Source organism: Streptomyces gilvosporeus (assembly GCF_002082195.1).
GTDB classification, from domain to species: Bacteria; Actinomycetota; Actinomycetes; order Streptomycetales; family Streptomycetaceae; genus Streptomyces; species Streptomyces gilvosporeus.
The window spans coordinates 5965335-5988741 of record NZ_CP020569.1 but is presented as its reverse complement, the minus strand read 5'-3'; the positions used below and the strand labels follow the sequence as shown (position 1 = coordinate 5988741).

Sequence of the window (23407 nt, the reverse complement as noted above, 5' to 3'; positions counted from 1 at the left end):
GGGAGCCGGACGACGAACGGCGGGACGACGGGGGGCGGATCATGTATCCGATGCTCAAGCCCGCGCTGCGGCGCGGCTGGCGGGACCGGGAGACGGTGCGGTTCGGCGTGGCACCGGCCCATGCGAAGGAGGTGGGCCCGGTCGACACGGCGACCGGGTGCTTCCTCGACATGATCGACGGTACGCGCAGCATGCGGCAGCTGGACGCGGCCGCACGGTCGCTGGATCTGCGGCCCGGGCGGGCGCGCGGCGTGGTCGAACGCCTCGGCGCGGCCGGGCTCCTGGAGGCCCCCGCGGCGGGCGGCCCGGCGGCCGAGGCGGTGCGGGCGGACGGCCCGGCGCTGGAGCGGCTGCGGCCGGATCTGGCGTCGCTGTCGGTACGGCATCCCGAAGCGGCGGGCGCAATGGGGCGGATAGGGGCGCGCCGCGGTGTGCGAGCGCGGGTACGGGGGTCGGGCCGGGTGGGCGCCGCGGTGGCGGCGCAGCTCTCGGCCGCGGGCATCGGAAGGATGGAGGTGCTGGACGGCGGCACGGTCGCGCCGGGGGACGTCACACCGGGCGGGCTCGGCGCCGAGCGGATCGGCGAGCGGCGCGATGCCTGCGCGCGGCGGCTGGTGCGGCAGTCCTCCCCGTGGAGCCGCGCCCCGCGGCCGCGGGTCCCGGTCAGCGAGGCCGGCGAGCCGGGGCTGTCCCTGGTGGTGCTCGCCCCGCGCGACGGCCTCGCCGCATACGCGCCCGACCCGGTCCTGTCCGAGTCGCTGATGACGGCCGGCATCCCGCATCTTTACGCCGGGGTGGTCGAGGGCACGGGTGTGGTGGGGCCGTTGGTGCTGCCGGGGAGTTCGGCGTGCGCGCGCTGCGATGAGCTGCGGCGTACGGAGGCGGAGCCGGCCTGGCCGCGGCTGCTGGCGCAGTGGCGGTCGGGGCGGGCCTCGCGGACGGTGCCCGCCTGTGACACGGCGCTGGCCGCGACGGTCGCCGGGCTCGCCGCCGTACAGGCACTGACGTTTCTGGACGGCGAACCGCCGCCGTGCACCGGGGCACGGATGGAGTGTGTGCTGCCGTGCGGGCAGCTGCGTACGACGACGATCGAGCCGCATCCCGGGTGCGGCTGCGGTGCCGCCGCTTCTTCGGTTGCGGCCGGCACCTCGGATACTCGAACCCGAGACGCCACAATGACGGAGTAACCCCGGTAGGGGACAGTGTGAGTTGGAGGGGCGCATGTCTGATCTTCCCCGCAAGGCGGTCACCCGCACCGCCAAGCTGGCCGCGCTGCCGCTGGGGTTCGCCGGCCGCGCCACCTGGAGCCTGGGCAAGCGGATAGGGGGACGATCCGCCGAGATCGTCGGGCGGGAGCTGCAACAGCGCACCGCCGAGCAGCTCTTCAAGGTGCTCGGCGAGCTCAAGGGCGGCGCGATGAAGTTCGGGCAGGCCCTGTCGGTGTTCGAATCGGCGCTGCCGGAGGAGATCGCCGGGCCCTACCGCGCGGCGCTGACGAAGCTGCAGGAAGCGGCGCCCCCGATGCCGACCAGCACCGTGCACGCCGTACTGGCCGAGCGGCTCGGTGCCGACTGGCGGGAGCTGTTCGAGGAGTTCGAGGACAAACCGTCGGCGGCGGCGTCCATCGGGCAGGTGCACCGGGCGGTGTGGCACGACGGCCGGGAGGTGGCCGTCAAGGTGCAGTACCCGGGGGCGGGCCAGGCGCTGCTGTCGGATCTGGCCCAGCTGAGCCGGTTCGCGCGGCTGCTGGGCCCGCTGATCCCGGGGATGGACATCAAGCCGCTGATCACCGAGCTGCGCGACCGGGTCTCGGAGGAGCTGGACTACGCCCTGGAGGCCGAGGCCCAGCAGGCCCATGCGGAGGAGTTCGCCGACGACCCGGACGTGGTCGTCCCGGCCGTCGTCCACCAGAGCGACCAGGTGCTGGTGACGGAGTGGCTGGAGGGCGTACCGCTGTCGGAGGTGATCACGGACGGCACCCAGGAGCAGCGGGACCGGGCCGGACAGCTACTGGCGCGGTTCCTGTTCTCCGGGCCCGCCCGCACGGGCCTGCTGCACGCCGACCCGCACCCGGGCAACTTCCGGCTGCTGTCCGGGGGCGCCCCGGACGGTCCCGCCGACCGCTGGCGGCTGGGGGTGCTGGACTTCGGCACCGTCGACCGGCTGCCCGAGGGCCTGCCGCCGACCATCGGCACCTCGCTACGGATGACGCTGGACGGCGAGGCGGACGCGGTCTACCGGCTGCTGTGCGAGGAGGGCTTCGTCAAGGAGACCATCGAGCTGGACCCGGACTCGGTGCTGGACTATCTGGTGCCGATCATCGAACCGGCGCAGGCCGAGGAGTTCACCTTCACCCGCGACTGGATGCGCCATCAGGCGACCAGGATCGGCGACCCCCGCTCCCCCGCCCACCAGTTGGGCAAGCGACTCAATCTGCCGCCGTCCTATCTGCTGATCCACCGTGTGAGCCTGAGCACGATCGGGGTGCTGTGCCAGCTGAGGGCGACGGTACGGCTGCGGGACGAGCTGGAGGCATGGCTGCCCGGGTTCGTGGCGGAGGAGGTCACCGAGGAGGCCGGCGGGGAAGGCCCGGCCTGAGCTCGCGGCCCGGCCGGCGGGCTGCACGGGCGCTCACCACCAGCTGGAGTCCAGGCGCCCCTCGATGGCCCGGATGTTCTCCCGCGCGCAGGTCTCGCAGAAGTAGCGGCGCTCGCCGTTCTCGACCGAGCAGGTCCAGGTCGGCGGCGGGCCCTGGGCGATTGCGCCACAGCCGGCACACACGGTGTGGTCGCCGTTCAACTCCGCCCGGTGCTCGGGGTGCTGTCCATGCGTCTGCTGTTCCACCATCCGACGATATCCCCGTGGAGGGCATCAACCGGGACACAACGCCGCACGGGGCCCGCCCTTGTCGGACGGACCCCGTGCACGCGATGCAGACCCCCGTTACTGCATCAGTCCCTTACTGCATCACGGCGATGGCCAGCGCGCGGCGGGCCCGCAGCGATGCACGCTCGGCGCGCCGCTGCATACGCCGCGCGGTGGCGAGCCGGTGCGCCCTGCGTTCGGACTCGGCCTCCCGCAGGCGTTCATGCATATGCGCACGCGCCAGGGCTTCTGGAATGAGTTGCATGGCGTGGTTCCTGTTCTGACGCGACTCGATCGCATCGGCGTTCACGGGGACGGGGGTGTCGGTGAGGGTGGGATTCATCGTGGGGTCCTGCTTCTTGGGATCCCGGGTACCGGGACGGTCGATCGTTCCTGTGCCGGTGGTGGTCATGCCGAGACCGGGTTCTTCCGCGGACGGCCACGCGGACGCTTGCGGGGCACCACAACGCCCTGGACGAAGAGCTCTCCGCCCCACACGCCCCACGGCTCACGGCGGTCCTTGGCGCCGGCGAGGCAGGCCTCGCGGACCGGACAGCTCTGGCACAGCGTCTTGGCGTACTCGACGTCGGCCGGCGACTCGGCGAAGAAGACCTCCGGGTCGTAGGTGCGGCACGGAACGGCGGCGCCGAGACGGTCGATCTCGTCGTCGAGCTCGGTGAGGGGCAGCAAGGCGTTCTCCTGGGGGTCGGGCGGAGGGATCAGGTCGGTGGCTACGGACGGGGTGTGCGTCTGCAGTTGCACGGTGTGTGTTCCTCGTCTGTTTCGGCCCGCTGGTGGCGGGCGTGTGGGGCAAACAAAAGGGCCGCGGATCCCGGTGTGGGTTCCGCGGCCCTGGAAGGTGCCGACCTGATCTGCCGATCAGGCTGGATCTCTCCAGGGTTCGAGGCCGCGGTAGGCCCACATGTCGTGCTGCGTCTGGTACTGCTTCCGGGATTCGGCACCGTTGGCCGCCGCCGCGAAGGCAAAGGCATTCGCCACTGCCCCCGTTGCCGCTACCTCGGGTGCCTCGGTCGGTCGCGCGGTGCGCTCACTGCGCGTCAGCACAGCGAGGGACTCGGGGCGCGCGGCCGGGGAACCGGAAAGGCGGCCGAAGCCGGACAGACCGGTGCCCAGGAGCGAGGAGCCGAGGGTGCAGGTGGCGACGACCGAGAGATCGGTCATTTTGTTGGTCTCGATGAAGCTGATCACTGGGCTCGCCTCCTCTCGGCGTCTCGGTGGACCGGGAAATCCCGTTCCAGGGTGTTCAAGTACAGCACGGATCCATCGGATTCCGGAAGATTCCGTTGTCTCCGTTGCTTGTGAAGGCTATGGGGCTGTGCTCCACACACGCAAACTATTTTTCCGACGAGTTTTCCGCGGCGCCTTCGGATGCCTCCTCGGGCCCCTCCGCGGGGTCCTCACCGGCGCAGAGTGCCAGCACATCCGCCCCGTAGCGGTCCAGCTTTCGCCGTCCCACTCCTGAGATGCGCGCGAGCTCCGGTTCGGTTCCCGGAACCGCCTCGGCAATCGCCATCAACGTCTTGTCGGTGAAAACGCAGTAGGCCGGCTGGCGGGTGCGCGCGGCCTCGCCGGCGCGCCAGTCCCGCAGCCGCTCGTAGAGCTCCTCGTTCATCTCCGAGGGGCAGTCCTCACAGCGCATCAGCTTCATCTCGCCCGCGTCCGTCAGGGTCTTGTTGCAGACCCGGCAGCGGGCCGGACGGCGGTCCCGGCGCCGGCTCGCCCCGGGCGCCGCGCCACCGCGCTCCACACCGCCCGCGGCCGCTCCGGCCGCGAGGCGCCCGGCGGCCGCCCCGGACCCGGGCCGCAGCCCGTTGAGGAAGCGGCTGGGGCGCCGGGAGGGGCGGCCGCCGGGCGAGCGGGCCAGCGACCACGACAGCGCCAGATGGCGCCGGGCACGCGTCACCCCCACGTACAGCAGCCGGCGCTCCTCTTCTATCTCCTCGTCGGTCCGGGCATGGGTGATCGGCATCATGCCCTCGGTGAGCCCGACGAGGAACACGGCGTCCCACTCCAGGCCCTTGGCGGCGTGCAGCGAGGCGAGGGTGACGCCCTCGACCGTGGGGGCGTGCTGGGCGCCGGCCCGTTCGTCCAGTTCGGCGACCAGGTCGGCGAGGGTGGCCCCGGGGCGGGCCGCGGCGAACTCCTCGGCCAGCCGCACCAGCGCCGCCAGGGACTCCCAGCGGTCGCGCACCGCCCCGGAACCGGCCGGCGGCTCGCTGCTCCAGCCCATGTCGCTGAGCACCGCCCGCACCTCGGACGGCAGGCCGACCGCGTCGTCGAGCAGGGCGTCGTTGCCGCCGAAGCGGGCGGCCCCGCGCAGCTTCACGCCGGCCTCGCGGACCTCGGGCCGTTCGAAGAACCGCTCGGCCCCGCGCAGCTGGTAGGGCACCCCGGCATCGGCCAGCGCCTGCTCGTAGACCTCGGACTGGGCGTTGATACGGAAGAGGACCGCGATCTCGCTGGCGGGCACCCCGGAGGCGATCAGCTCACGGATCCGCCGGGCCGTGCCCTCCGCCTCGGCCGGCTCGTCGGCGTACTCCGTATAGCCGGGCTCGGGGCCGGGCTCGCGCTGCGAGACCAGCTCCAGGCGGTGCTCGGCGGCGCGGCCCCGGGCCTGGGTGAGCAGCCCGTTGGCGAGGTGGACGACCTGCGGGGTGGAGCGGTAGTCGCGCACCAGCCGGACGACGGTCGCCTGCGGATGGCGGGTACGGAAGGTGAGCAGATGGTCGGGGGTGGCGCCGGTGAAGCTGTAGATCGTCTGGCTGGCGTCGCCGACCACGCACAGGCTGTCGCGGTCCCCCAGCCACAGCTCCAGCAGCCGCTGCTGGAGCGGGCTGACGTCCTGGTACTCGTCCACCACGAAGTGCTGGTACTGCGCCCGGACCTGCTCGGCGATGTCGTGGCGGTCCTGGAGCACACCGACCGTGAGGAGCAGCACATCCTCGAAGTCGATGGCGCCCCGGTCGCGTTTGAGCTGCTCGTACATCGCGTAGATCTGGCCGGTCTCGGCCGGGTCGCGGGGCGCCTGGCGCCCGGCCTTGACCAGGGCGGCCGGGTAGTCGGCCGGGACGGTCTGGGTGACCTTGGACCATTCGATCTCGCCCGTGACGTCCCGCAGCTCGTTGCGGTCGAGCCGGATACGGCAGCGGGCGGCGGCCTCGGAGACGAACTGGACCTTGCGCTCCAGCAGCCGCGGCAGCTCGCCGCCGACCGCCTTCGGCCAGAAGAACTGGAGCTGCCGCAGGGCCGCGGAGTGGAACGTCCTGGCCTGGACGCCCCCGGCGCCGAGCTGCCGCAGCCGGCCCCGCATCTCGCCGGCCGCCCGCGCGGTGAAGGTGACGGCGAGCACACTTGCCGGCTGAAGGATCCCGGCCCGCACGCCGTACGCGATCCGGTGCGTGATCGCGCGGGTCTTCCCCGTCCCGGCGCCGGCCAGCACACACACCGGGCCGTGCAGGGCCGTCGCGACCTCGCGCTGCTCGGGGTCGAGCCCGTCGAGCACCGCATCGGCCGACTCGGGGACCCGCGGGAAGAGGGGGGAGTGCGTTGCTGCTGTCACCCCGCCATGCTGCCAGGTCCGCACGGACGCCCGGGAAAGTTGTCCACAGGCGCCGCGGCCGGTCGTACCGCGGGACGGTGCTGTGGAAGAGGCGGGAATGGTCCGAGGGGCCGGTGCGTTCTCCCACTGGTCGTCCCGGCGCGCACGGTGTCGGGACGGTTGGGAAACCGGGGCCTCGGGACATCGGGGACCTCGGGACATCGAGACGTGAGGAGCGCGGGGCGCATGGCGGGAACTGTGACGATGTACAGCACGACCTGGTGCGGGTACTGCCGTCGACTGAAGGGGCAGATGGACCGCGAGGGGATCGCGTACACCGAGATCAACATTGAGCAGGACCCGGAGTCGGCGGCGTTCGTGGAGAAGGCCAACGGGGGCAACCAGACGGTGCCGACCGTGCGCTTCCCGGACGGTTCCACGCTGACCAATCCGTCCCTGGCGCAGGTCAAGCAGAAGATCGGGCTGTGAGACGGCTCACGTCGCCGCATGCGGTCGGGGGCCGGGCCCGGTGACGGGGCCCGGCCCCCGGCGCTGTGCGGTCAGGGCTTGGGGAGCGGCTTGCCGTACCAGAGCTCGATGAGGCGGGCGGCGATGGAGATGCCGTAGGGCGGGAGGACCTCGCCGGCTTCGAAGGCGGCGCGCAGGTCCTCGCGGGAGAACCAGCGGGCCTCCTCGATCTCCTCGCCGTCCACCTGGATCTCGGAGGACGTGGCGCGTGCCATGAAGCCGAGCATCAGGCTGGAGGGGAAGGGCCAGGGCTGGCTGGCGATGTACTCCACGTCGCCGACGACGACGCCGGCCTCCTCGAAGACCTCGCGGGCGACCGACTGCTCGATGGACTCACCGGGCTCGACGAAGCCGGCGAGGGTGGAGAAGCGGCCTTCGGGCCAGTGGACCTGGCGGCCGAGCAGGGCGCGGTCCTCCTCGTCGGTGACGAGCATGATGACGGCCGGGTCGGTGCGGGGGTAGTGCTCGGCGCCGCAGGCGGGGCAGCGGCGGATGTGGCCGGCGGCCGCGATGACGGTGCGTTCGCCACAGCGGGAGCAGAAGCGGTGCAGGCGCTGCCAGTTTTCGAGGGCGACGGCGTGGACGAGGAGTCCGGCGTCCCGGGGCGAGAGGAGCAGGCCGGCCTCGCGCAGCCCGGCGGGGCGGGCGGACTGGTCCATCCGGCCGGGCAGGGCGTCCTTCTGGAGCGCGAAGTAGCTGACGCCCTCGTCGTCGGTGCCGAGGTAGTAGCGGTGGGCCTCGGTCAGCGGCGCCTCGAAGGACGGCGTCATGATCAGTTCGGTGCGGCCGTCGGGGGTGTCGTCGATCAGCGCCTGGCCGCCGGACACCACGAAGACCCGCGTCGTCGGATGGCTCCAGGCGGCCGCGAGCCATGCCTCGTCGAGGCGGTGGTGGGCAGAGCGGTCGATTCCGCTCGGCGCGCTGAAGGTGATGGGCCGGTCGTCGGTGTGGTGGTTGGTCCAGGTGGTCACTGCTGTTTCCAACTCCCCCTGTGGCGTGGGTGATTGCTACGTACGGGCGCGGGTCGGGACGGCTGACGCGCGGGGACGGGCGGGGCCCGTGGGGTCAGGCCGTGCCGGGCCGCCAGTTCTCCGCCAGATCGCCCCACAGGTGGGCGGCGGTCTCGACGCCCTTCATCAGCAGGTCGAGCTCGACCTTTTCGTTCGGTGCGTGCCAGCCGTCGGAGGGGACGGAGATGCCGAGGAAGAGGACGGGGACGTCGAGGATGTCCTGGAGGTCCGCGGCGGGCCCGGAGCCGCCTTCCCGGGTGAAGCGGACCGTCTGGCCGAAGGCCCGTTCCATGGCGCGGACGACGGACCGCAGCGCGGGGTGGTCGAGCGGGGTCAGACAGGGGCGGGTGGCGCCCCAGAAGGTGATCTCGTGGCGGATGCCGGCCGGCAGGCGGGCGGCGACCCAGTCGCGTACGGACTTCTGGACGGCGTCCGCGTCCTGGCCGGCGACGAGGCGGAAGGAGAGCTTGAGCTGCGCGGCGGCCGGGACGATGGTCTTGCCGCCGGGGCCCTGATAGCCGCCGGAGATGCCGTTGACCTCGGCGGTGGGGCGGGCCCAGATGCGTTCGAGGGTGGTGCTGCCGGCCTCGCCGAGGGCGGCGTGGGAGTGGGCGGTGCGCAGCCAGGCGGCCTCGTCGAAGGGCAGCTCGGCAAAGAGCTCGCGTTCGCGGTCGGTCAGCTCGATGACGCCGTCGTAGAAGCCGGGGACCGCCACGCGGCGGTCGTCGTCGTGCAGGGCGGCGGCCAGCCGGGCGGCCTCGGTGGCGGGGTTGGGGACCGCACCGCCGAAGGAGCCGGAGTGGATGTCCTGGTCGGGGCCGAAGAGGTCTATCTGACAGTCCGTCAGGCCGCGCATGCCGGTGCAGACGGTGGGGGTGTCCGCGGCCCACATACCGGTGTCGGAGACGATGACGGCGTCGCAGGCCAGGCGGTCGGCGTGGGTGCGGACCAGGGCCGGGAAGTTCGGCGAGCCGGACTCCTCCTCGCCCTCGATCAGGAGCTTGAGGTTGACGGCGGGGGCGGTGCGCCCGGTGGCGGCGAGGTGGGCGCGGACGCCGAGGGTGTGGAAGAACACCTGGCCCTTGTCGTCGGCGGCGCCGCGGGCGTAGAGCCTGCCGTCGACGGTCCGCGGCTCGAACGGGTCGGTGTGCCAGCCGTCCTCGCGGGCGGCGGGCTGGACGTCGTGGTGGCCGTAGACGAGCACGGTCGGCGCGCTGGGATCGCCGGAGGGCCACTCGGCGAAGACGGCGGGCAGGCCGTCGCCCTCGGTCTCCCAGATCTCGGCGGTGGGGAAGCCGGTGTCGGCGAGCTCGGCAGCGAGCCATTCGGCACTGCGGCGGACATCGCCGGCGCGCTCCGGGTCGGCGGACACGGAGGGGATGCGCAACCAGTCGGCGAGGGCGTCGAGGAACGTCCCGCGGTGATCTGCGACATAGGCGCGGACGGCGTTGTCCGGGGTGGTGCTCATATGGCCGAGCCTATCGGCCCTCCGGGTGGTGCCGGTCGGCGGTCTCACCGAGCAGGATGCGCTCCAGCCCGGCGCGGCCCGGCAGCCGGCGGGGGCGGATGATCTCCCCGCTGCGGATGTGGACGAAGGCGGCGCCCACGGCGGAGGGGCGCAGGCCGTGGCGCTCGGCCCAGGCGAGGCGGTAGACGGCCAGCTGGAGAGGGTCGGCGTCGGGGATGCGCAGGGTGCCGCCCGGGCCGCGGGCCAGGGCGCGGGTGGTCTTCCAGTCGACGATCTCGAAGCGGTCGCCCTGGGGGCCGTGTTCCTTGTAGACGGCGTCGATACGGCCGCGGATCACCCGTCCGGCGAGGGTGAGCTGGAAGGGGGCCTCGACGCGGTGGGGGGTGCGGTGGGCGTACGGGGTGCGGGCGAAGGCCGCCTTGAGGTCCTCCAGGTCGCGTTCGTCGGCGATGTCCGTCTCGTCACCTTCGGCGCCGGGGAGTTCGTCGGGGCCGAGCAGCGGCAGGGTCAGCTCCTCGAAGCGGGATTCGACCCAGGCGTGGAAGCGGGTGCCGCGGCGGGCGGCGGGCTGCGGCGGGCGGGGCATGGGGCGGGCCAGCTCGCGGGCGAAGCCGTCGGGGTCGGCGGCGAGGTGGAGCAGCTGGGTGGCGCTCAGGGAGGGCGGGAGCGGGACGTCGCGGACCGTCCGGCGGGCGCGGCGCAGTTCATCGGCGAGGGCGTCGAGATCGCGGTCCCAGGAGGCCACGGCGCGGCGCTCCTCGGGGAGGAGGCCGCGCGGGGCCTCCTCCAGGACGGCGGGCGGGGCGGCGCGCTGGGCGATGATGCGGGGGGGCGGGGCGTCGTGGGGGTCCTCGAGGGGGTCGTCGATCGGGTCGTGGTGGGGGCCCTCGAAGGCGTCGTCGTACGGGCCCTCGTACGGATCCTCAGAGGCGCCATCGAAAGAGGCGTCGTCGAACGGATCGGGCTCGTCCGGATCGGGCTCGTCATACGGACCGTACGGCTCCCCCGCCGCCCCGTCCTCCGGGGGCGGCGGCCACTCCGGAGCACAGGCCGGGGCGGTGAACGGGTCCGCGGGCCGCGCCAGATGCCCCCGGACCCTGGCCGCGGCGGCGCGGCGGCGGGCGGTGGCGTCGGGGTCGAGGGGGAGCGGCCAGGCCACTTCGGTGGCGGATTCGGTGAGGGCCGGGTTCTCGGAGCCCTCCTCGGGGGCGTCGGCCCAGGCTTCGATCTCGCCGTGCCCGGCCTCGCAGTGCGCGCGCAGGGCGGTGAGGAAGGCGGACGGGCCGCGGGGGCGCTTCTGGTTCGGGCCCCACCAGTGGCCGGAGCCCAGCAGGAGGGAGCGCGGGCGGGTGAAGGTGACGTAGCCCAGGCGGAGTTCCTCGGTCTCCTGGTGGTCCTTCATCGCCTCCTTGAACGTCTTCAGGCCGCGGGCGTCCCATTCCGCGACGTCGGGGAGGGTGGCGGCGTCGCCGCGCAGGGCGTGCGGGAGGACCTTGGGCTGGGTGATCCAGGACTCGCGGGCCTGCTGGCTGGGGAACTGCTTGGCGACCAGGCCGGGGACGGCGACGACGTCCCATTCCAGGCCCTTGGACTTGTGGGCGGTGAGGACCTTGACGGTGTTGTCGCCTCCGGGCAGGGAGCTGTCGAGGCCCTTCTCGTACTGGACGGCGGTGCGCAGGAAGCCGAGGAAGGCGAGGAGCGAGGCGTCGCCGTCGAGGGCTTCGCCGCCCTGTTTGGCGGCGAAGCCGGCCGCGATGTCGAGGAAGGTGCCGAGGGTTTCGCGGCGGCGGGCGGCGAGGGCGTGGGGGGAGGCGGAGAGTTCGACTTCCAGGCCGGTGGCGGTGAGGACGCGGTGCAGGACGTCCATGAGCGGGTCGCCGAGGCCGCGGCGCAGATCGCGCAGTTCGGTGGCGAGGCGGGCGAAGCGGACGCGGGCCTCGGCGGAGAAGGGCAGACCGTCGTCGGGGCCGTCGGGCTCCAGGAAGGTGTCGAGGGCGTCGGCCAGGGAGATGGTCTCGGCCGGGTCGGTGCCCTCGACGGCCTGGGCGAGGCGCCGGTCGGGGTCGTCGGCCGGATCGCCCGGGGTGCCGGCGTGGTGGACGAGGGTGCGGGCGCGGCGGCCCAGGAGGGCGAGGTCGCGGGGGCCGATGCGCCAGCGGGGGCCGGTCAGCAGGCGGACGAGGCAGGCATTGGCGGTGGGGTCCTGGAGGACCTCGCAGACGGCTACCAGGTCGGCGATCTCGGGGAGGTGGAGGAGCCCGGACAGGCCCACGACCTCGACGGGGACGTCACGGGCGACGAGCTCGCCCTGGATACGGGCGAAATCGCCCGCGGTGCGGCACAGGACGGCGATCTCGCCGGGCGGGGTGCCGGTGCGGACGAGATGAGCCAGGGAGTCGGCGAGCCAGGTCAGCTCCTCGGCGTGGGTGGGCAGCAGGGCGCAGCGGACGATGCCGTCGCGGGCGGCTCCGGGGGCGGGGCGCAGGGCCTCGACGCCGTGGTGCCGGGCGCGCAGGGGCGCGGCGAGGGTGTTGGCGAGGTCGAGGAGGCGGCCGCCGCTGCGGCGGTTCTCGCTGAGGGCGAAGCGGCGGGCGGGGGTGCCGTCGCGGAAGGGGAAGTGCTGGGGGAAGTCGTCGAGGTTGGCGACGGAGGCGCCGCGCCAGCCGTAGATGGCCTGGCAGGGGTCGCCGACGGCGGTGACGGCGTGGCCGGTGCCCTGGCCGAACAGGCCGGAGAGCAGCAGGCGTTGGGCGACGGAGGTGTCCTGGTACTCGTCGAGGAGGACGACGCGGAATTCCTCGCGCAGGGCCGTGCCGACCTCGGGGCGGGTGGTGGCGAGGGTGGCGGAGGCGGCGATCTGGTCGCCGAAGTCGAGGAGGTCGCGGCGGCGTTTTTCGTCGCGGTAGGCGCCGACGAGGCCGAGGAGTTCGCGGCGGGCGCGGGCGGTTTCGGGGACCTTGCGCAGGTCGGCGTTGGTGAGCGGGCTGCCGTCGAGGGCGGCGAGGAGGTCGCCGTCGTGGGTGTGCAGGCGGGCCGGGTCCACGAGGTGTTCGGCGAGCTCGGCGTCGAGCGCGAGGAGGTCTTCGACCAGGGACGGCAGGGATTTGGTGAGCGCCGGATACGGGCCGGGGGCGGCGCGCAGGACGCGGGCGGCGAGCTGGAAGCGGGTGGCGTCGGCGAGCAGGCGGGCGCTCGGTTCGAGGCCGATGCGCAGGCCGTGGTCCTTGAGGAGCTGGCCGGCGAAGGCGTGGTAGGTGGCGATGCGGGGCTCGCCGGGGGGCTGGCCGCCCCCGGGGGCACCGGGCGGGAGCGGGTCGGGGTCGGTGACACCGGCCTTGAGCAGGGCGGCGCGGACGCGCTCGGCGAGCTCGCCGGCGGCCTTGTTGGTGAAGGTCAGTCCGAGGACCTGTTCGGGCGCGACCTGGCCCGTGCCCACCAGCCACACCACGCGGGCGGCCATCACCGTCGTCTTGCCGGAGCCGGCTCCGGCCACGATGACCTGCGGGGCGGGCGGGGCGGTGATGCACTCCGTCTGCTCCGGCGTGAACGGGATGCCGAGGAGCTCCTTGAGCTGCTCGGGGTCGCTGAGGTGAGGCACGTCGAAAACCGTATCCGGCGGCACTGACAATCGCGGCGGGCCGGGTCGCTCCCCGGCCCGCCCCGGGCGGTGGCCCGGCGGACGGGCGCCGCGGGCCGGGCTCATTCGACGAGGTGCCGCCCCTCCGGCTGGGCGCTGCACGCGGCGCGGAAGGCGCAGTGGGTGCAGTGGCTGCCGGAGGTGGGGGTGAAGCGTTCCTCCAGGACGCGGCCGGCGGCGGTGGCGAGCAGTTCGCCGATCCATTCCCCGTCGGGCGGCGGCTGGGTCTGGACGGCGGGCAGGGCGTCGCCGCCCTCCTTCCTGGGCGCGCCGAGGCGCAGATGGACCAGCTCGGCGCCGGCGGGGTCGGGGGTGCGCCCGTCGAAGGCGTCGTCGACGGCGCCTTCGCGCACCGCGAGCTGGTAGACGGCGAGCTGGGGGTGGCGGGCGACCTCCGGGCCGGTGGGCTTCTGCTTGCCGGTCTTGAAGTCGACGACGTAGGCGCGGCCTTGGGCGTCGCGCTCGACGCGGTCCATGGTGCCGCGGATGCGGACCTCGTAGGCGCCGGCGGCGAGGGTGACGTCGAAGCCGTGCTCGCTGGCGACGGGGGCGCGGCCGAGGGTGTCGCGTTCCATGACGTGCCAGCGCAGGAAGCGCTCCAGGGCGGCGCGGGCGGTGTCCTTCTCCTGGCGGGACTTCCAGGGGGCGTCGAAGGCGAGGGCGTCCCAGACGGAGTCCAGGCGTGCCATCAGGACGCCGAGATCGGCGGGGCTGCGCCCGGAGGCGACCTCGTCGGCGAGGACGTGGACGACGTTGCCGAAGCCCTGGGCGGCGGTGGCGGGCGGCTCGGCCTTGACCTCGCGGCCCAGGAACCACTGGAGGGAGCAGGTGTTGGCGAGCTGGTCGAGGGCGCTGCCGGAGAGCACCACGGGCCGGTCGCGGTCGCGCAGCGGGACGGCGTTGTGGGTCGGTTCGGCCAGGCCCCACCAGGTGTCGGGGTCGGCGGCGGGGACCAGCGGGTGGCCGTCGTCGTCGGTCAGCGCGGCGAGCCTGGCCAGGCGGCTGGCGGCGGCGTCGCGCAGCGCCTCTCCGGCGGCCGGGTCGACGGTGGTGGCGCGCAGTTCGGCGACCAGGGCGGCGACGGACAGGGGGCGGCGGGGGCGGCCGGTGACGTCCTGGGGGGTGACGCCGAGTTCGGTCAGGAAGCGGGAGGGCGTCTCGCCGTCGTCGGCAGCGGCCTTGACGGCGGTCACCACCAGGCGCTCGCGGGCGCGGGTGGCGGCCACGTAGAACAGCCGGCGTTCCTCGGCGAGGAGCGCGCCCGGGGTGAGCGGTTCGGCCAGGCCGTCGCGGCCGATGCGGTCGGCCTCCAGGAGGGAGCCGCGGCGGCGCAGGTCGGGCCACAGGCCCTCCTGGACGCCGGCGACGACCACGAGGTGCCATTCCAGGCCCTTGGCGCGGTGGGCGGTCATCAGGCGTACGGCGTCGGGGCGGACGGTGCGGCGGGTGAGGGTGTCGGCGGCGATGTCCTGGGCGGCCAGCTCCTCCAGGAAGTTCAGGGCGCCGCGGCCGCCGGTGCGGTCCTCGGCGCGGGCGGCGGTCTCGAAGAGGGCGACGACGGCGTCCAGGTCGCGGTCGGCGTTGCGGCCGGCCGGGCCGCCGCGGCGGGCGGCGCGCTCCAGACGGCCGGGCCAGGGGGTGCGGTCCCACAGCTGCCACAGGGCCTCTTCGGCGGTGCCGCCACCGGCGAGCAGCTCACGGGCCGCACGGAGCAGCTCGCCGAGCCGCTGTGCGCCGCGGGCGTACGCCGGATCGTGCGCGACGAGGCGCTCCGGTTCGGCCAGGGCGCGGGCGATCAGCTCGTCCGAGGGGCGGGGTACGGCCTCGCCGGCGGCCCGTTCCTCGTCGCGCAGGGCGCGGCCCAGGCGGCGCAGGTCGGTGGCGTCCATCCCGCCCAGGGGAGAGGTCAGCAGGTCGAGGGCGGTCTCGGTGTCGAGGGCGGCGGCCGCATCCGCCGCCAGCACCCCGCGGGCCGCCACCCGCAGCGCGGTCAGCAGCGGGGCGACGGCCGGTTCGTGGCGCAGCGGGAGGTCGTCGCCGTCGATGTCGAGGGGCACGCCGGCGGAGGTGAGGGCGCGGCGCACGGCCGGGATCGAACGGCCTCCGGCGCGCACGAGGACGGCCATCTCGCGCCAGGGCACGCCGTCCTCCAGGTGGGCGCGGCGCAGGATGTCGGCGATGTTGTCCAGTTCGGTGCCGGGGGTCGGGTAGGTGTACACCTCGACGCGGCCGCCCTGGCGACCCGCGGTCAGCTCGCGGTGGGCCCGTACCTTCGCGGCCGGGAGGCGGGTGAGCGGCATGCGGTGGGTGAGCAGCCGGGTGGCGGCCAGCAGGGTGGCGCCCGAGCGCCGGGAGGTGCGCAGGACCTCCACCGGGGCGGGGGCGCCGTCGGCGCGCCGGAAGTCCTCGGGGAAGCCGAGGATGCCGTTCACGTCGGCGCCGCGGAAGGCGTAGATCGACTGGTCGGGGTCGCCGAAGGCCAGGAGCGTCCGGCCCGGGGTACCCGGGGTGCCGGGCGCGCCCCGGTGGCCGACGAGCGCGCGCAGCAGCCGTATCTGGGCGACGTCGGTGTCCTGGTACTCGTCGACGTAGACGGCGTCGTAGGCGGCGGCCAGCCGGGCGGCGACGCGGGGTTCCTCGGCGAGCAGGACGGCGCGGTGCATCAGTTCGGCGTAGTCCAGCACGCCCTGGCCGTCCAGGACGTCGAGGTATTCGGCCAGGAAGGCGGCGGCGGCGCTCCAGTCGGGGCGGCCGGTGCGCCGGGCGAAGGCGCCCAGGGCGTCGGGGCCCAGGCCCAGTTCGCGGCTGCGGGCGAGCACGGCGCGGACCTCGTCGGCGAAGCCGCGGGTGGTCAGGCAGGCGCGCAGTTCGTCGGGCCAGCCGGCCCGGGCGCGGCCGGCGCCGGCCAGTTCGGCCTGGCCCTCCAGGAGCTCGCGTACGACGAGGTCCTGTTCGGGGCCGGACAGCAGCCGCAGCGGGTCGGCGAAGAGCTCGGCGTCCTGGTGGGCGCGCACCAGGGCGTAGGCGAAGGAATGGAAGGTCGTGGCCTGGGGGGCGCGGCCGGCGCCCGTGCGGGCGGCGAGGCGGTCGCGCAGGTCCACGGCGGCCTTGCGGCTGAAGGTGAGGACGAGGATCCGCTCGGGGTCGGTGCCGCCGTCCACCCGGCGGGCGACCGACTCCACCAGGGTCGTGGTCTTGCCGGTGCCGGGCCCGGCGAGCACCAGGAGCGGGCCGTGGCGATGGTCAACCACGGCGCGCTGGGCGGCGTCCAAGGCAGGAGGGTCCACCGGCACCGGCGGGGTGCGCACCAGCCGGTACGCGCCGGGGGCCGTCCGCCGCGCCGCACGGTGCGGCGGCGTCGCGGGGACGGCCGAGGAGGAGGAGCTCACGTGGATCGCCGGTCCTGGTGGGGTTGCTGATCGGGGTGGGATGGGTGCGGGCAGTGCCAGGCGACGCTACGCCAGGCGGCTCACGAGCCGTCCCAGCGGGCCCGCCGCATATCGATCCGGGGTATGTGGCCCTGGGCGCCGCGCGACGCCTCCCGCAGCGGTGTGCCCTCCTCGCGGTAGTGCGCCAGCGCCCGCAGCTCGTGGCCGGGCAGCAGGGCACCGTCCGCGCGCACCACCCGCCACCAGGGCACCGCCCCGCCGTAGAGGGCCATCACCCGCCCCACCTGCCGCGGGCCTCCCTCTTCGAGCCACTCGGCCACATCCCCGTACGTCATCACCCGCCCGGGCGGAATCAGCTCGGCGACGTCGAGCACCCGCTCCGCGTACGCGGGAAGTGCGGCCGCTTCGGGCGGCTCGGCGGCCGCCCGGATGTCGGGTTCGTCCGCCCCCGTGTCTGCCGTCCCACTCATTCGGTCCATACTGCCGCACGGCACCGACAATGGGAGCGGACGCATGGTCCGGGCCGCCGTGGAGGCCCCCGGCCACGGCGGTGGCGACGCGGTGTGAGGGAGAAGGTTCCGCTTTCCGCACCCCCGGAATGCACCCTGATGCCCTCCGCCGGCGGTCGGCCGTGCCACCATCTTCCGGACGGTGACTGGTGATACGAGATCAAGAAGAGACGGCCGAGCAGCAGGGTGCGGCGCCTCCGCGGGAGGCGGGCGCCCCTGACGCGCTGGCCGCCGGCGCCCCACAGCCGACGGAAAAGGCGAGCACGATCAAGAAGGCCGAACCACCCCAGGTGTCCGAGAGGCCGGCAACGGCCGCGGACCCCGAGCCCCGCACGCGGCACGAGGAGGAGCCGCGGCCCAGGGACGAGGAGCCCAAGGACGACGCGCGCACGGATGACGCGCGCACCGACGACAAGCGCACCGGTGGCACGAAGCAGCCCGGCGGCACGCCCCGTACCGGCACGCCCCGTACCGGCTCGCACCGCGCCGAGGTGCACCCCGACGAACACGGCGAGTTCCACGTCGACCAGGTCTTCGGCGACGAACCGCTGCTGCCCGCGCGGGTGCACCGCCCCTCCGACCTGCTGCGGCTGCTGCTCGGCATCGTCGGGATCGCGCTGGTCCTGGGGCTGGCCACCTTCGCCCACGGCACCACCCAGGGCCTGAAGAACGACATCGGCAAGGGCTTCGGGGCCGCCCCGGAGCTGCTGATCAACCTGGCGGGGCTGACCGCCGGCGTCGCGGTGCTGATCGTCCCGGTGGCGTTCGCCGTGGAGCGGCTGATCAAACGGGACGGGCTGCGGATCGCGGACGGTGTGCTGGCGGCCGTCCTGGCGCACGGCGTGGCACTGGGCGCCGACCTGTGGGTGGCCGAGGCGGCACCGCCGTCCATCCGGGCCGCGCTCACCCAGCCGCTGGAGAACGGCTCCCTCTCGTCGCCGGTGCACAGCTATCTGGCACCCGTGATCGCCTATATGACGGCGGTGGGCATGTCGCGCCGGCCGCGCTGGCGGGTGGCGATGTGGGCCGTGCTGCTGCTGGACGCCTTCGCGGTACTGGTCGGGCGCTACACCACCCCGTTCGCCATCGCCACCACCGTCCTGATCGGCTGGACCGTCGCCTACGGCACCCTCTACGCCGTCGGCTCCCCCAACGTCCGCCCCACCGGCCAGAACCTGCTGGCCGGGCTGCGCCGGGTCGGGTTCCATCCGGTCAGCGCGCGGCGGGCCGAGGACATGGCCACCCCCGAGCAGCCCGACCGCGGCCGCCGCTACCTGGTCACGCTGGAGGACGGCCCGCCCATCGACGTCACCGTCGTCGACCGCGAGCAGCAGGCCCACGGCTTCTTCTACCGGGTGTGGCGGCGGCTGTCGCTGCGCGGCATCAACCAGCGCCGCAGCCTCCAGTCGCTGCGCCAGGCCCTCGAACAGGAGGCGCTTCTGGCGTACGCGGCGATCGCGGCGGGCGCGGCGGCACCCAAGCTGATCGCCACCTCCGAGCTCGGCCCGGACGCGGTGATGCTGGTCTACGAGCACATCGGCGGCCGCACCTTCGACCAGCTGGCCGACGAGGAGATCACCGACGCGCTGATGCACAGCGCCTGGCGGCAGGTCCAGTCGCTCCAGTCGCGGCGGATCGCGCACCGGCGACTGGTGGGCGATGCGCTGCTGGTGGATCGTTCCGGCAATATCGTGCTGACCGATCTGCGCGGCGGGGAGATCGCCGCCGGAGACCTCGTACTGCGGATGGACATCGCGCAGCTCCTGGCCACCTGCGGGCTGCGGGTGGGCGCCGAACGGGCGGTCGCGGCGGCCGTGGAGGTCCTCGGCCCGGACGCGGTCGCCGACAGCCTGCCGCTGCTCCAGCCGATCGCGCTCAGCCGCACCACCCGCGCGACCCTGCGCCAGCGGGCCCGCGAGCGCGCCAAGCGGGAGCGGGAGGCCGTCCTGGCCGCCTCGCAGGCCGCCAAGGAGGCCCGCGAGGCCCGGGAGGCGTCGGGCCCCCCGGACCGCAGAACGCTGCGGGCCGAGCGGCATGCCGCGAAGAACGCCGAGAAACGCGCCCTGGAAGAGGCTTCGGAGGAGGCCCGCGAGGAGGATCTGCTGGCCCAGATCCGCCGCCAGGTGCTGCTGATGCGGCCGACGGCCGTGATCGAACCGGCCAAGCTGGAGCGGCTGAGCCCGCGCATCCTGATCAGCTGGATCGCCGGGGCGTTCGCGGTGTATCTGCTGCTGTCGCAGCTGACCAACTTCAACCTCGGCGATGTGATCAGCCGGGCCCAGTGGATGTGGGTCCTGGTGGCGGTGTTCTTCTCCGCGCTGACCTACATCGCGGCGGCGATGAGCCTGCTGGGCTTCGTCACGGAGAAGGTCTCGTTCGTCCGGACGGTGATCGCGCAGATCGCGGGCAACTTCGTGAAGCTGGTGGCGCCGGCGGCGATCGGCGGGGTGGCGCTCAACACCCGCTTCCTCCAGCGCGCCGGGGTGCGGTCGGGCCTGGCGGTGGCCAGCGTCGGCGCCTCCCAGCTGTTCGGCCTGGGCAGCCACATCCTGCTCCTGCTGCTCTTCGGCTATCTGACCGGCACCGAGCACGCACCGCAGATCTCGCCGTCGCGTACGGTCATCGCGGGGCTGCTGACGGTGGCCGTGCTGGTGCTGGTGGTGACGGCCGTCCCGGCACTGCGCAAATTCGTCTCCACCCGGCTGCGGTCGCTGTTCGCGGGTGTGGTGCCGCGGATGCTGGACATCCTCCAGCGGCCGCGGAAGCTGATCATGGGTATCGGCGGGATGCTGCTGCTGACGGCGGCGAACGTGATGTGCCTGGACGCCTCGATCCGGGCGTTCGGCGGCGGCGACAAGCTCAGCTATGCGAGCGTCGCGGTGGCCTTCCTCGCCGGTAACGCGCTGGGCTCGGCGGCTCCGACGCCGGGCGGTGTGGGCGCCGTCGAGGGTGCGCTGTGGGGTGCGCTGACGTTCTCGGGGCTGGCCGCCGACACGGCCCTGCCCGCCGTCCTGCTGTTCCGCCTGATGACCTTCTGGCTTCCGGTGCTGCCAGGCTGGCTGGCGTTCAACTACCTGACGCACAAGGGCGAGATCTGAGCCGGGCGGTACCCGGGATACGCAAAGGCGCCGGTCCGCACGGGACCGGCGCCTTGTGCACGCACCACGTCGTGCGCGTCACCGCGTCGTACGCGTCACCCTCGCCTAGTAGACCGGCTTCTCCGGCTCGACGGTGTTGACCCAGCCGATGACGCCGCCACCGACGTGGACGGCGTCGGCGAAGCCCGCGGACTTCAGGACGGCCAGCACCTCCGCCGAGCGGACGCCCGTCTTGCAGTGCAGGACGATCTTCTTGTCCTGCGGCAGGTCCTGGAGGGCGGTGCCCATCAGGAACTCGTTCTTCGGGATCAGCCGCGCACCGGGGATGGAGACGATCTCGTACTCGTTCGGCTCGCGGACATCGATGATGTCGATCTTCTCGTCGGCGTCGATCCACTCCTTGAGCTGCCGCGGAGTGATCGTCGAGCCGGCGGCCGCCTGCTGGGCCTCCTCGGAGACGACGCCGCAGAAGGCCTCGTAGTCGATCAGCTCGGTGACGGTGGGGTTCTCCCCGCAGACCGCGCAGTTCGGGTCCTTGCGGACCTTGACCTGGCGGTAGGTCATCTCCAGCGCGTCGTAGATCATCAGGCGGCCGACCAACGGGTCGCCGATCCCGGCGAGCAGCTTGATGGCCTCGTTGACCTGGATGGAGCCGATGGACGCGCACAGCACGCCCAGGACGCCGCCCTCGGCGCAGGAGGGGACCATGCCCGGCGGCGGGGGCTCGGGGTACAGGCAGCGGTAGCAGGGGCCGTGCTCGGACCAGAAGACCGATGCCTGGCCGTCGAAGCGGTAGATCGAACCCCAGACGTACGGCTTGTTCAGCAGCACGCAGGCGTCGTTGACCAGGTAGCGGGTGGCGAAGTTGTCCGTGCCGTCGACGATCAGGTCGTACTGGGCGAAGAGCTCCATGACATTGGTGGAGTCCAGGCGCTCTTCGTGCAGGTTGACCGTGACGTACGGGTTGATGCCCAGGACGGTGTCCTTGGCGGACGCGGCCTTGGAGCGGCCGATGTCCGCCTGGCTGTGGATGATCTGGCGCTGGAGGTTCGACTCGTCGACCTCGTCGAACTCCACGATGCCCAGGGTGCCCACGCCGGCCGCGGCGAGGTACATCAGCGCCGGCGAGCCCAGGCCGCCGGCGCCGACACACAGCACCTTGGCGTTCTTCAGCCGCTTCTGCCCGGCCATCCCCACGTCGGGGATGATCAGGTGGCGGGAGTACCTGCGGACCTCGTCTACGGTGAGCTCGGCTGCGGGCTCGACCAGGGGTGGCAGCGACACGGAGACCTCATCAAAGGGGTTGGTCGGTATTTCGGTACGGGGACCGTCCCCGCCGATGCGGGGAGCATCCCTGTAACACTGCCACGCGCTTCTTCATTCCGAGACACCTGTTCCGATGCGCGAGACGAATGCGTCCCAGTGGCCGGGCAGTGACTCCCAGGCATCCCCGACGGTGCCCGTCGGCACGGCGGACCGGCGGTCGGTGAGGTACACGGTCCCTGCGCCCTGCCAGCGGGCGATGCGCAGTGCCTCGTCCAGATGGGTGCGGGGCACGCCGTGCACCAGATGGCAGAACCGCTCCGGCGGATAGTCGGCGGTCCACTCGGCGACCTGCGAAAAGCGGTAGTCGGACCAGGCGCCGGCGAAGGTGACGAGCTGGTCGGCGGACTCGGCGTAGCCGGGGCACGGGTGACTGCCGTGGGCGAAGACCAGATAGACGTCCTCACGCAGGGCCCGCAGGCAGGTGGCGGCCTTCCGGATGGCGGGCAGCAGTGTCCGGTCCGTGGGACAGCGGTCCAGCCAGAAGCCGTCGACGCGGTACCACTCCAGGAAGCGGTGCGCATCGGAGATCAGTTCGCCGAAGGGACGGGCGCCGCGCCCGGTGTCCAGGTGGCCGAGCACCTGGACACCGGTTTCCCGCAGGCGCGCGACGGCGGGCAGGCAATGCGGGTCGGGCCGGGCCCCGGGGCCGTTGGCGACATCGAGCACCGCCCAGTGGACGGGCGCGACGCCCCGGGTCCCGGCGCCCCGGCAGCAGCGCAGCAGCTCGGCCCATTCGGTGGGCGCGAGCAGCGGATGGGCGAAGCCGGGGACGCCGACGCCGAGCGGGGCGGGCCCGGTGGGGGCGCGGGTGAGGCCGGTGGGAGTGGTCAGATACGACATGCGGCCTCCATCCAGATGTCTGCGAGGGACTCCTCCAGCCCGATCCGCGGGCGCCAGCCGAGCCGGTCGCGGGCGGTGCGCACATCGGCCTGCTGCCAGGTGCCGCAGCCGTCGGGGTAGGGGTAGGTGGCCGGCGGCCGCTCCACCGGGTGGTCGGGGCCGCCCTGGGGGCCGGGGATGACCAGGCGCGCGGGCGGGGAGTCCAGTTCGTGCAGGGCGCCGCCGAAGCCGGCGACCCGCGCCAGGACGGAGGCGGCCTCGCGCAGCCGTACGGCGCGGCCGGTGCCGATGTTGACCACGCCCTGGGCGGCGGACAGCGAGGCGGCGTGCACGGCGCGGGCGATGTCGCGGACGTCGACGAAGTCTCGCTGGACGCCGAGTCCGCCGAGTTTGAGCTCGCTGTCGCCGGACTGCATGGCGCGGCGCATCGCCTCGGCGAGCCGGCCGAGCGGGGAGCCGGCCGGGGTGCCGGGGCCGACCGGCGAGAAGATCCGCAGGACGACGGCGTCCAGGCCGGAGCCCAGGACCAGTTCGGTGGCGGCCAGTTTGCTCACGCCGTAGGGGCCTCCGGGGCGCGGCACCGCGTCCTCGGCGGTGGAGGAGCCGGGCTGGGAGGGCCCGTACTCGGAGGCGCAGCCCAGCTGGACCAGGCGGGCGCCGCAGCCGCTGCGGCGCAGGGATTCGCAGATGGTGGCGACCGCGACGGTGTTGTGCCGGGTCAGTTCGCGGGCGCCGCCGCGGGTGGCGCCCGCGCAGTTGACGATCACGCCGGGGTGGACGGCGTCGAGGAAGCGGGTGAGCGCCCCGGGGCTGCCGGTGGCCAGGTCGAAGCGGACGTCGGCGTCGTCGCCGCGGCCCAGCGCGGTGAGCTGGACGGCGGGGTCGGCGAGCAGGCGGTCGGCGACGAAGCGGCCGAGGTAGCCGTTGGCGCCGATGAGCAGCACCCTCATCGTGCGGCCTCCTGGTGCCCGTGGTGTGCGGTGGGCTGGAGGTTCATGGTCGTGCTCCTAAGGCGGATCGAGGGAAGTGAACCGGCTTCGGCCGCGGGATCGGCGTCCGCCCGCAGGGCGGGGGCCACGTGGGGGTGGGGGGGTGCGGCGAAGAGGACCGGGCGGCCGTGTCGGGGTGCCGCTCCGGGCGTGGTGCGTGGGGTGAGGGGGCTCGGTGGTGCGGGCGGG

Annotated in this window: 17 protein-coding genes; 4 read left to right on the top strand and 13 right to left on the bottom strand. The window is 73.7% G+C overall.

The genetic code is table 11. The features are described 5' to 3' along the window. The first annotated feature begins 50 nt into the window (after positions 1-50). Entirely contained in the window at positions 51-1187 is a 1137-nt protein-coding gene (locus tag B1H19_RS26845; protein WP_083109901.1) for a ThiF family adenylyltransferase, read from the top strand. A gap of 34 nt (positions 1188-1221) precedes the next feature. Beyond that, positions 1222-2598 (top strand): ABC1 kinase family protein, encoded by a 1377-nt coding sequence (locus tag B1H19_RS26840; RefSeq protein ID WP_083107310.1) that lies wholly within the window; start codon positions 1222-1224, stop codon positions 2596-2598. Positions 2599-2631: 33 nt separating this feature from the next. On the opposite strand, the gene B1H19_RS26835 is transcribed toward B1H19_RS26840, so the two are convergent. From B1H19_RS26835 to B1H19_RS26815, 5 genes are all read right to left on the bottom strand, one after another. Next, positions 2632-2847: a hypothetical protein gene (locus B1H19_RS26835; protein WP_083107309.1), complete on the bottom strand. Its 216-nt coding sequence runs from the start codon at positions 2845-2847 to the stop codon at positions 2632-2634. Positions 2848-2959: 112 nt separating this feature from the next. Further along, complete coding sequence (locus B1H19_RS26830; protein ID WP_083107308.1) at positions 2960-3277, bottom strand: hypothetical protein; 318 nt, start codon at positions 3275-3277, stop codon at positions 2960-2962. Beyond that, the gene (locus B1H19_RS26825; protein ID WP_030071977.1) at positions 3274-3627 is read right to left on the bottom strand and encodes a WhiB family transcriptional regulator; all 354 of its coding nucleotides are present in this window, start codon (positions 3625-3627) and stop codon (positions 3274-3276) included. Before B1H19_RS26825 ends, B1H19_RS26830 begins: the two co-directional genes overlap by 4 nt. A gap of 117 nt (positions 3628-3744) precedes the next feature. Next, entirely contained in the window at positions 3745-4074 is a 330-nt protein-coding gene (locus tag B1H19_RS26820; RefSeq protein WP_083107307.1) for a hypothetical protein, read from the bottom strand. Between the two features lie 145 nt (positions 4075-4219). Then, entirely contained in the window at positions 4220-6445 is a 2226-nt protein-coding gene (locus tag B1H19_RS26815) for an ATP-dependent DNA helicase UvrD2 (RefSeq protein WP_203237237.1), read from the bottom strand. 225 nt (positions 6446-6670) lie between these two features. On the opposite strand from B1H19_RS26815, the gene B1H19_RS26810 reads away from it, so the two are divergent. Continuing rightward, positions 6671-6913: a mycoredoxin gene (locus B1H19_RS26810; RefSeq protein ID WP_083107305.1), complete on the top strand. Its 243-nt coding sequence runs from the start codon at positions 6671-6673 to the stop codon at positions 6911-6913. Between the two features lie 71 nt (positions 6914-6984). On the opposite strand, the gene nudC is transcribed toward B1H19_RS26810, so the two are convergent. The 5 genes from nudC to B1H19_RS26785 form a co-directional block, all read right to left on the bottom strand. Next, on the bottom strand, positions 6985-7923 hold the full coding sequence (gene nudC / locus B1H19_RS26805) for an NAD(+) diphosphatase (protein WP_083107304.1): 939 nt from the start codon (positions 7921-7923) through the stop codon (positions 6985-6987). Between the two features lie 94 nt (positions 7924-8017). After that, positions 8018-9430 (bottom strand): dipeptidase, encoded by a 1413-nt coding sequence (locus B1H19_RS26800; RefSeq protein WP_083107303.1) that lies wholly within the window; start codon positions 9428-9430, stop codon positions 8018-8020. 10 nt (positions 9431-9440) lie between these two features. After that, complete coding sequence (locus B1H19_RS26795) at positions 9441-13133, bottom strand: ATP-dependent DNA helicase (RefSeq protein WP_083107302.1); 3693 nt, start codon at positions 13131-13133, stop codon at positions 9441-9443. Next, a complete protein-coding gene (locus B1H19_RS26790; protein WP_083107301.1) occupies positions 13130-16456 on the bottom strand; it encodes an ATP-dependent helicase in 3327 nt (1108 codons plus the stop codon). Before B1H19_RS26790 ends, B1H19_RS26795 begins: the two co-directional genes overlap by 4 nt. Before the next feature lie 80 nt (positions 16457-16536). Next, positions 16537-16926 (bottom strand): MGMT family protein, encoded by a 390-nt coding sequence (locus B1H19_RS26785; protein WP_083107300.1) that lies wholly within the window; start codon positions 16924-16926, stop codon positions 16537-16539. 188 nt (positions 16927-17114) lie between these two features. Here B1H19_RS26785 and B1H19_RS26780 point away from each other — a divergent pair, with 188 nt between their 5' ends. After that, positions 17115-20063, top strand: a complete 2949-nt coding sequence (locus B1H19_RS26780) for a lysylphosphatidylglycerol synthase transmembrane domain-containing protein (RefSeq protein WP_083107299.1) — start codon at positions 17115-17117, stop codon at positions 20061-20063. 105 nt (positions 20064-20168) lie between these two features. On the opposite strand, the gene moeZ is transcribed toward B1H19_RS26780, so the two are convergent. From moeZ to B1H19_RS26765, 3 genes are all read right to left on the bottom strand, one after another. Continuing rightward, a complete protein-coding gene (gene moeZ, locus B1H19_RS26775; protein ID WP_083107298.1) occupies positions 20169-21347 on the bottom strand; it encodes an adenylyltransferase/sulfurtransferase MoeZ in 1179 nt (392 codons plus the stop codon). A 93-nt stretch (positions 21348-21440) separates the two neighbouring features. Beyond that, positions 21441-22229, bottom strand: coding sequence for a spherulation-specific family 4 protein (locus B1H19_RS26770; protein WP_083107297.1), 789 nt, complete (start codon positions 22227-22229; stop codon positions 21441-21443). After that, on the bottom strand, positions 22217-23179 hold the full coding sequence (locus B1H19_RS26765) for an NAD-dependent epimerase/dehydratase family protein (protein ID WP_083107296.1): 963 nt from the start codon (positions 23177-23179) through the stop codon (positions 22217-22219). The genes B1H19_RS26770 and B1H19_RS26765 overlap by 13 nt, the downstream gene beginning before the upstream one ends. Positions 23180-23407: the final 228 nt, after the last annotated feature.

Bases quoted from the DNA above. Each gene is read 5' to 3' on its own strand.
- B1H19_RS26845 (WP_083109901.1), top strand. From the start codon at position 51: ATGCTCAAGCCCGCGCTGCGGCGCGGCTGGCGGGACCGGGAGACGGTG.
- B1H19_RS26840 (WP_083107310.1), top strand. From the start codon at position 1,222: ATGTCTGATCTTCCCCGCAAGGCGGTCACCCGCACCGCCAAGCTGGCC.
- B1H19_RS26835 (WP_083107309.1), bottom strand. From the start codon at position 2,847: ATGGTGGAACAGCAGACGCATGGACAGCACCCCGAGCACCGGGCGGAG.
- B1H19_RS26830 (WP_083107308.1), bottom strand. From the start codon at position 3,277: ATGACCACCACCGGCACAGGAACGATCGACCGTCCCGGTACCCGGGAT.
- B1H19_RS26810 (WP_083107305.1), top strand. From the start codon at position 6,671: ATGGCGGGAACTGTGACGATGTACAGCACGACCTGGTGCGGGTACTGC.
- B1H19_RS26800 (WP_083107303.1), bottom strand. From the start codon at position 9,430: ATGAGCACCACCCCGGACAACGCCGTCCGCGCCTATGTCGCAGATCAC.
- B1H19_RS26795 (WP_083107302.1), bottom strand. From the start codon at position 13,133: ATGAGCCCGGCCCGCGGCGCCCGTCCGCCGGGCCACCGCCCGGGGCGG.
- B1H19_RS26785 (WP_083107300.1), bottom strand. From the start codon at position 16,926: ATGAGTGGGACGGCAGACACGGGGGCGGACGAACCCGACATCCGGGCG.
- B1H19_RS26770 (WP_083107297.1), bottom strand. From the start codon at position 22,229: ATGTCGTATCTGACCACTCCCACCGGCCTCACCCGCGCCCCCACCGGG.
- B1H19_RS26765 (WP_083107296.1), bottom strand. From the start codon at position 23,179: ATGAGGGTGCTGCTCATCGGCGCCAACGGCTACCTCGGCCGCTTCGTC.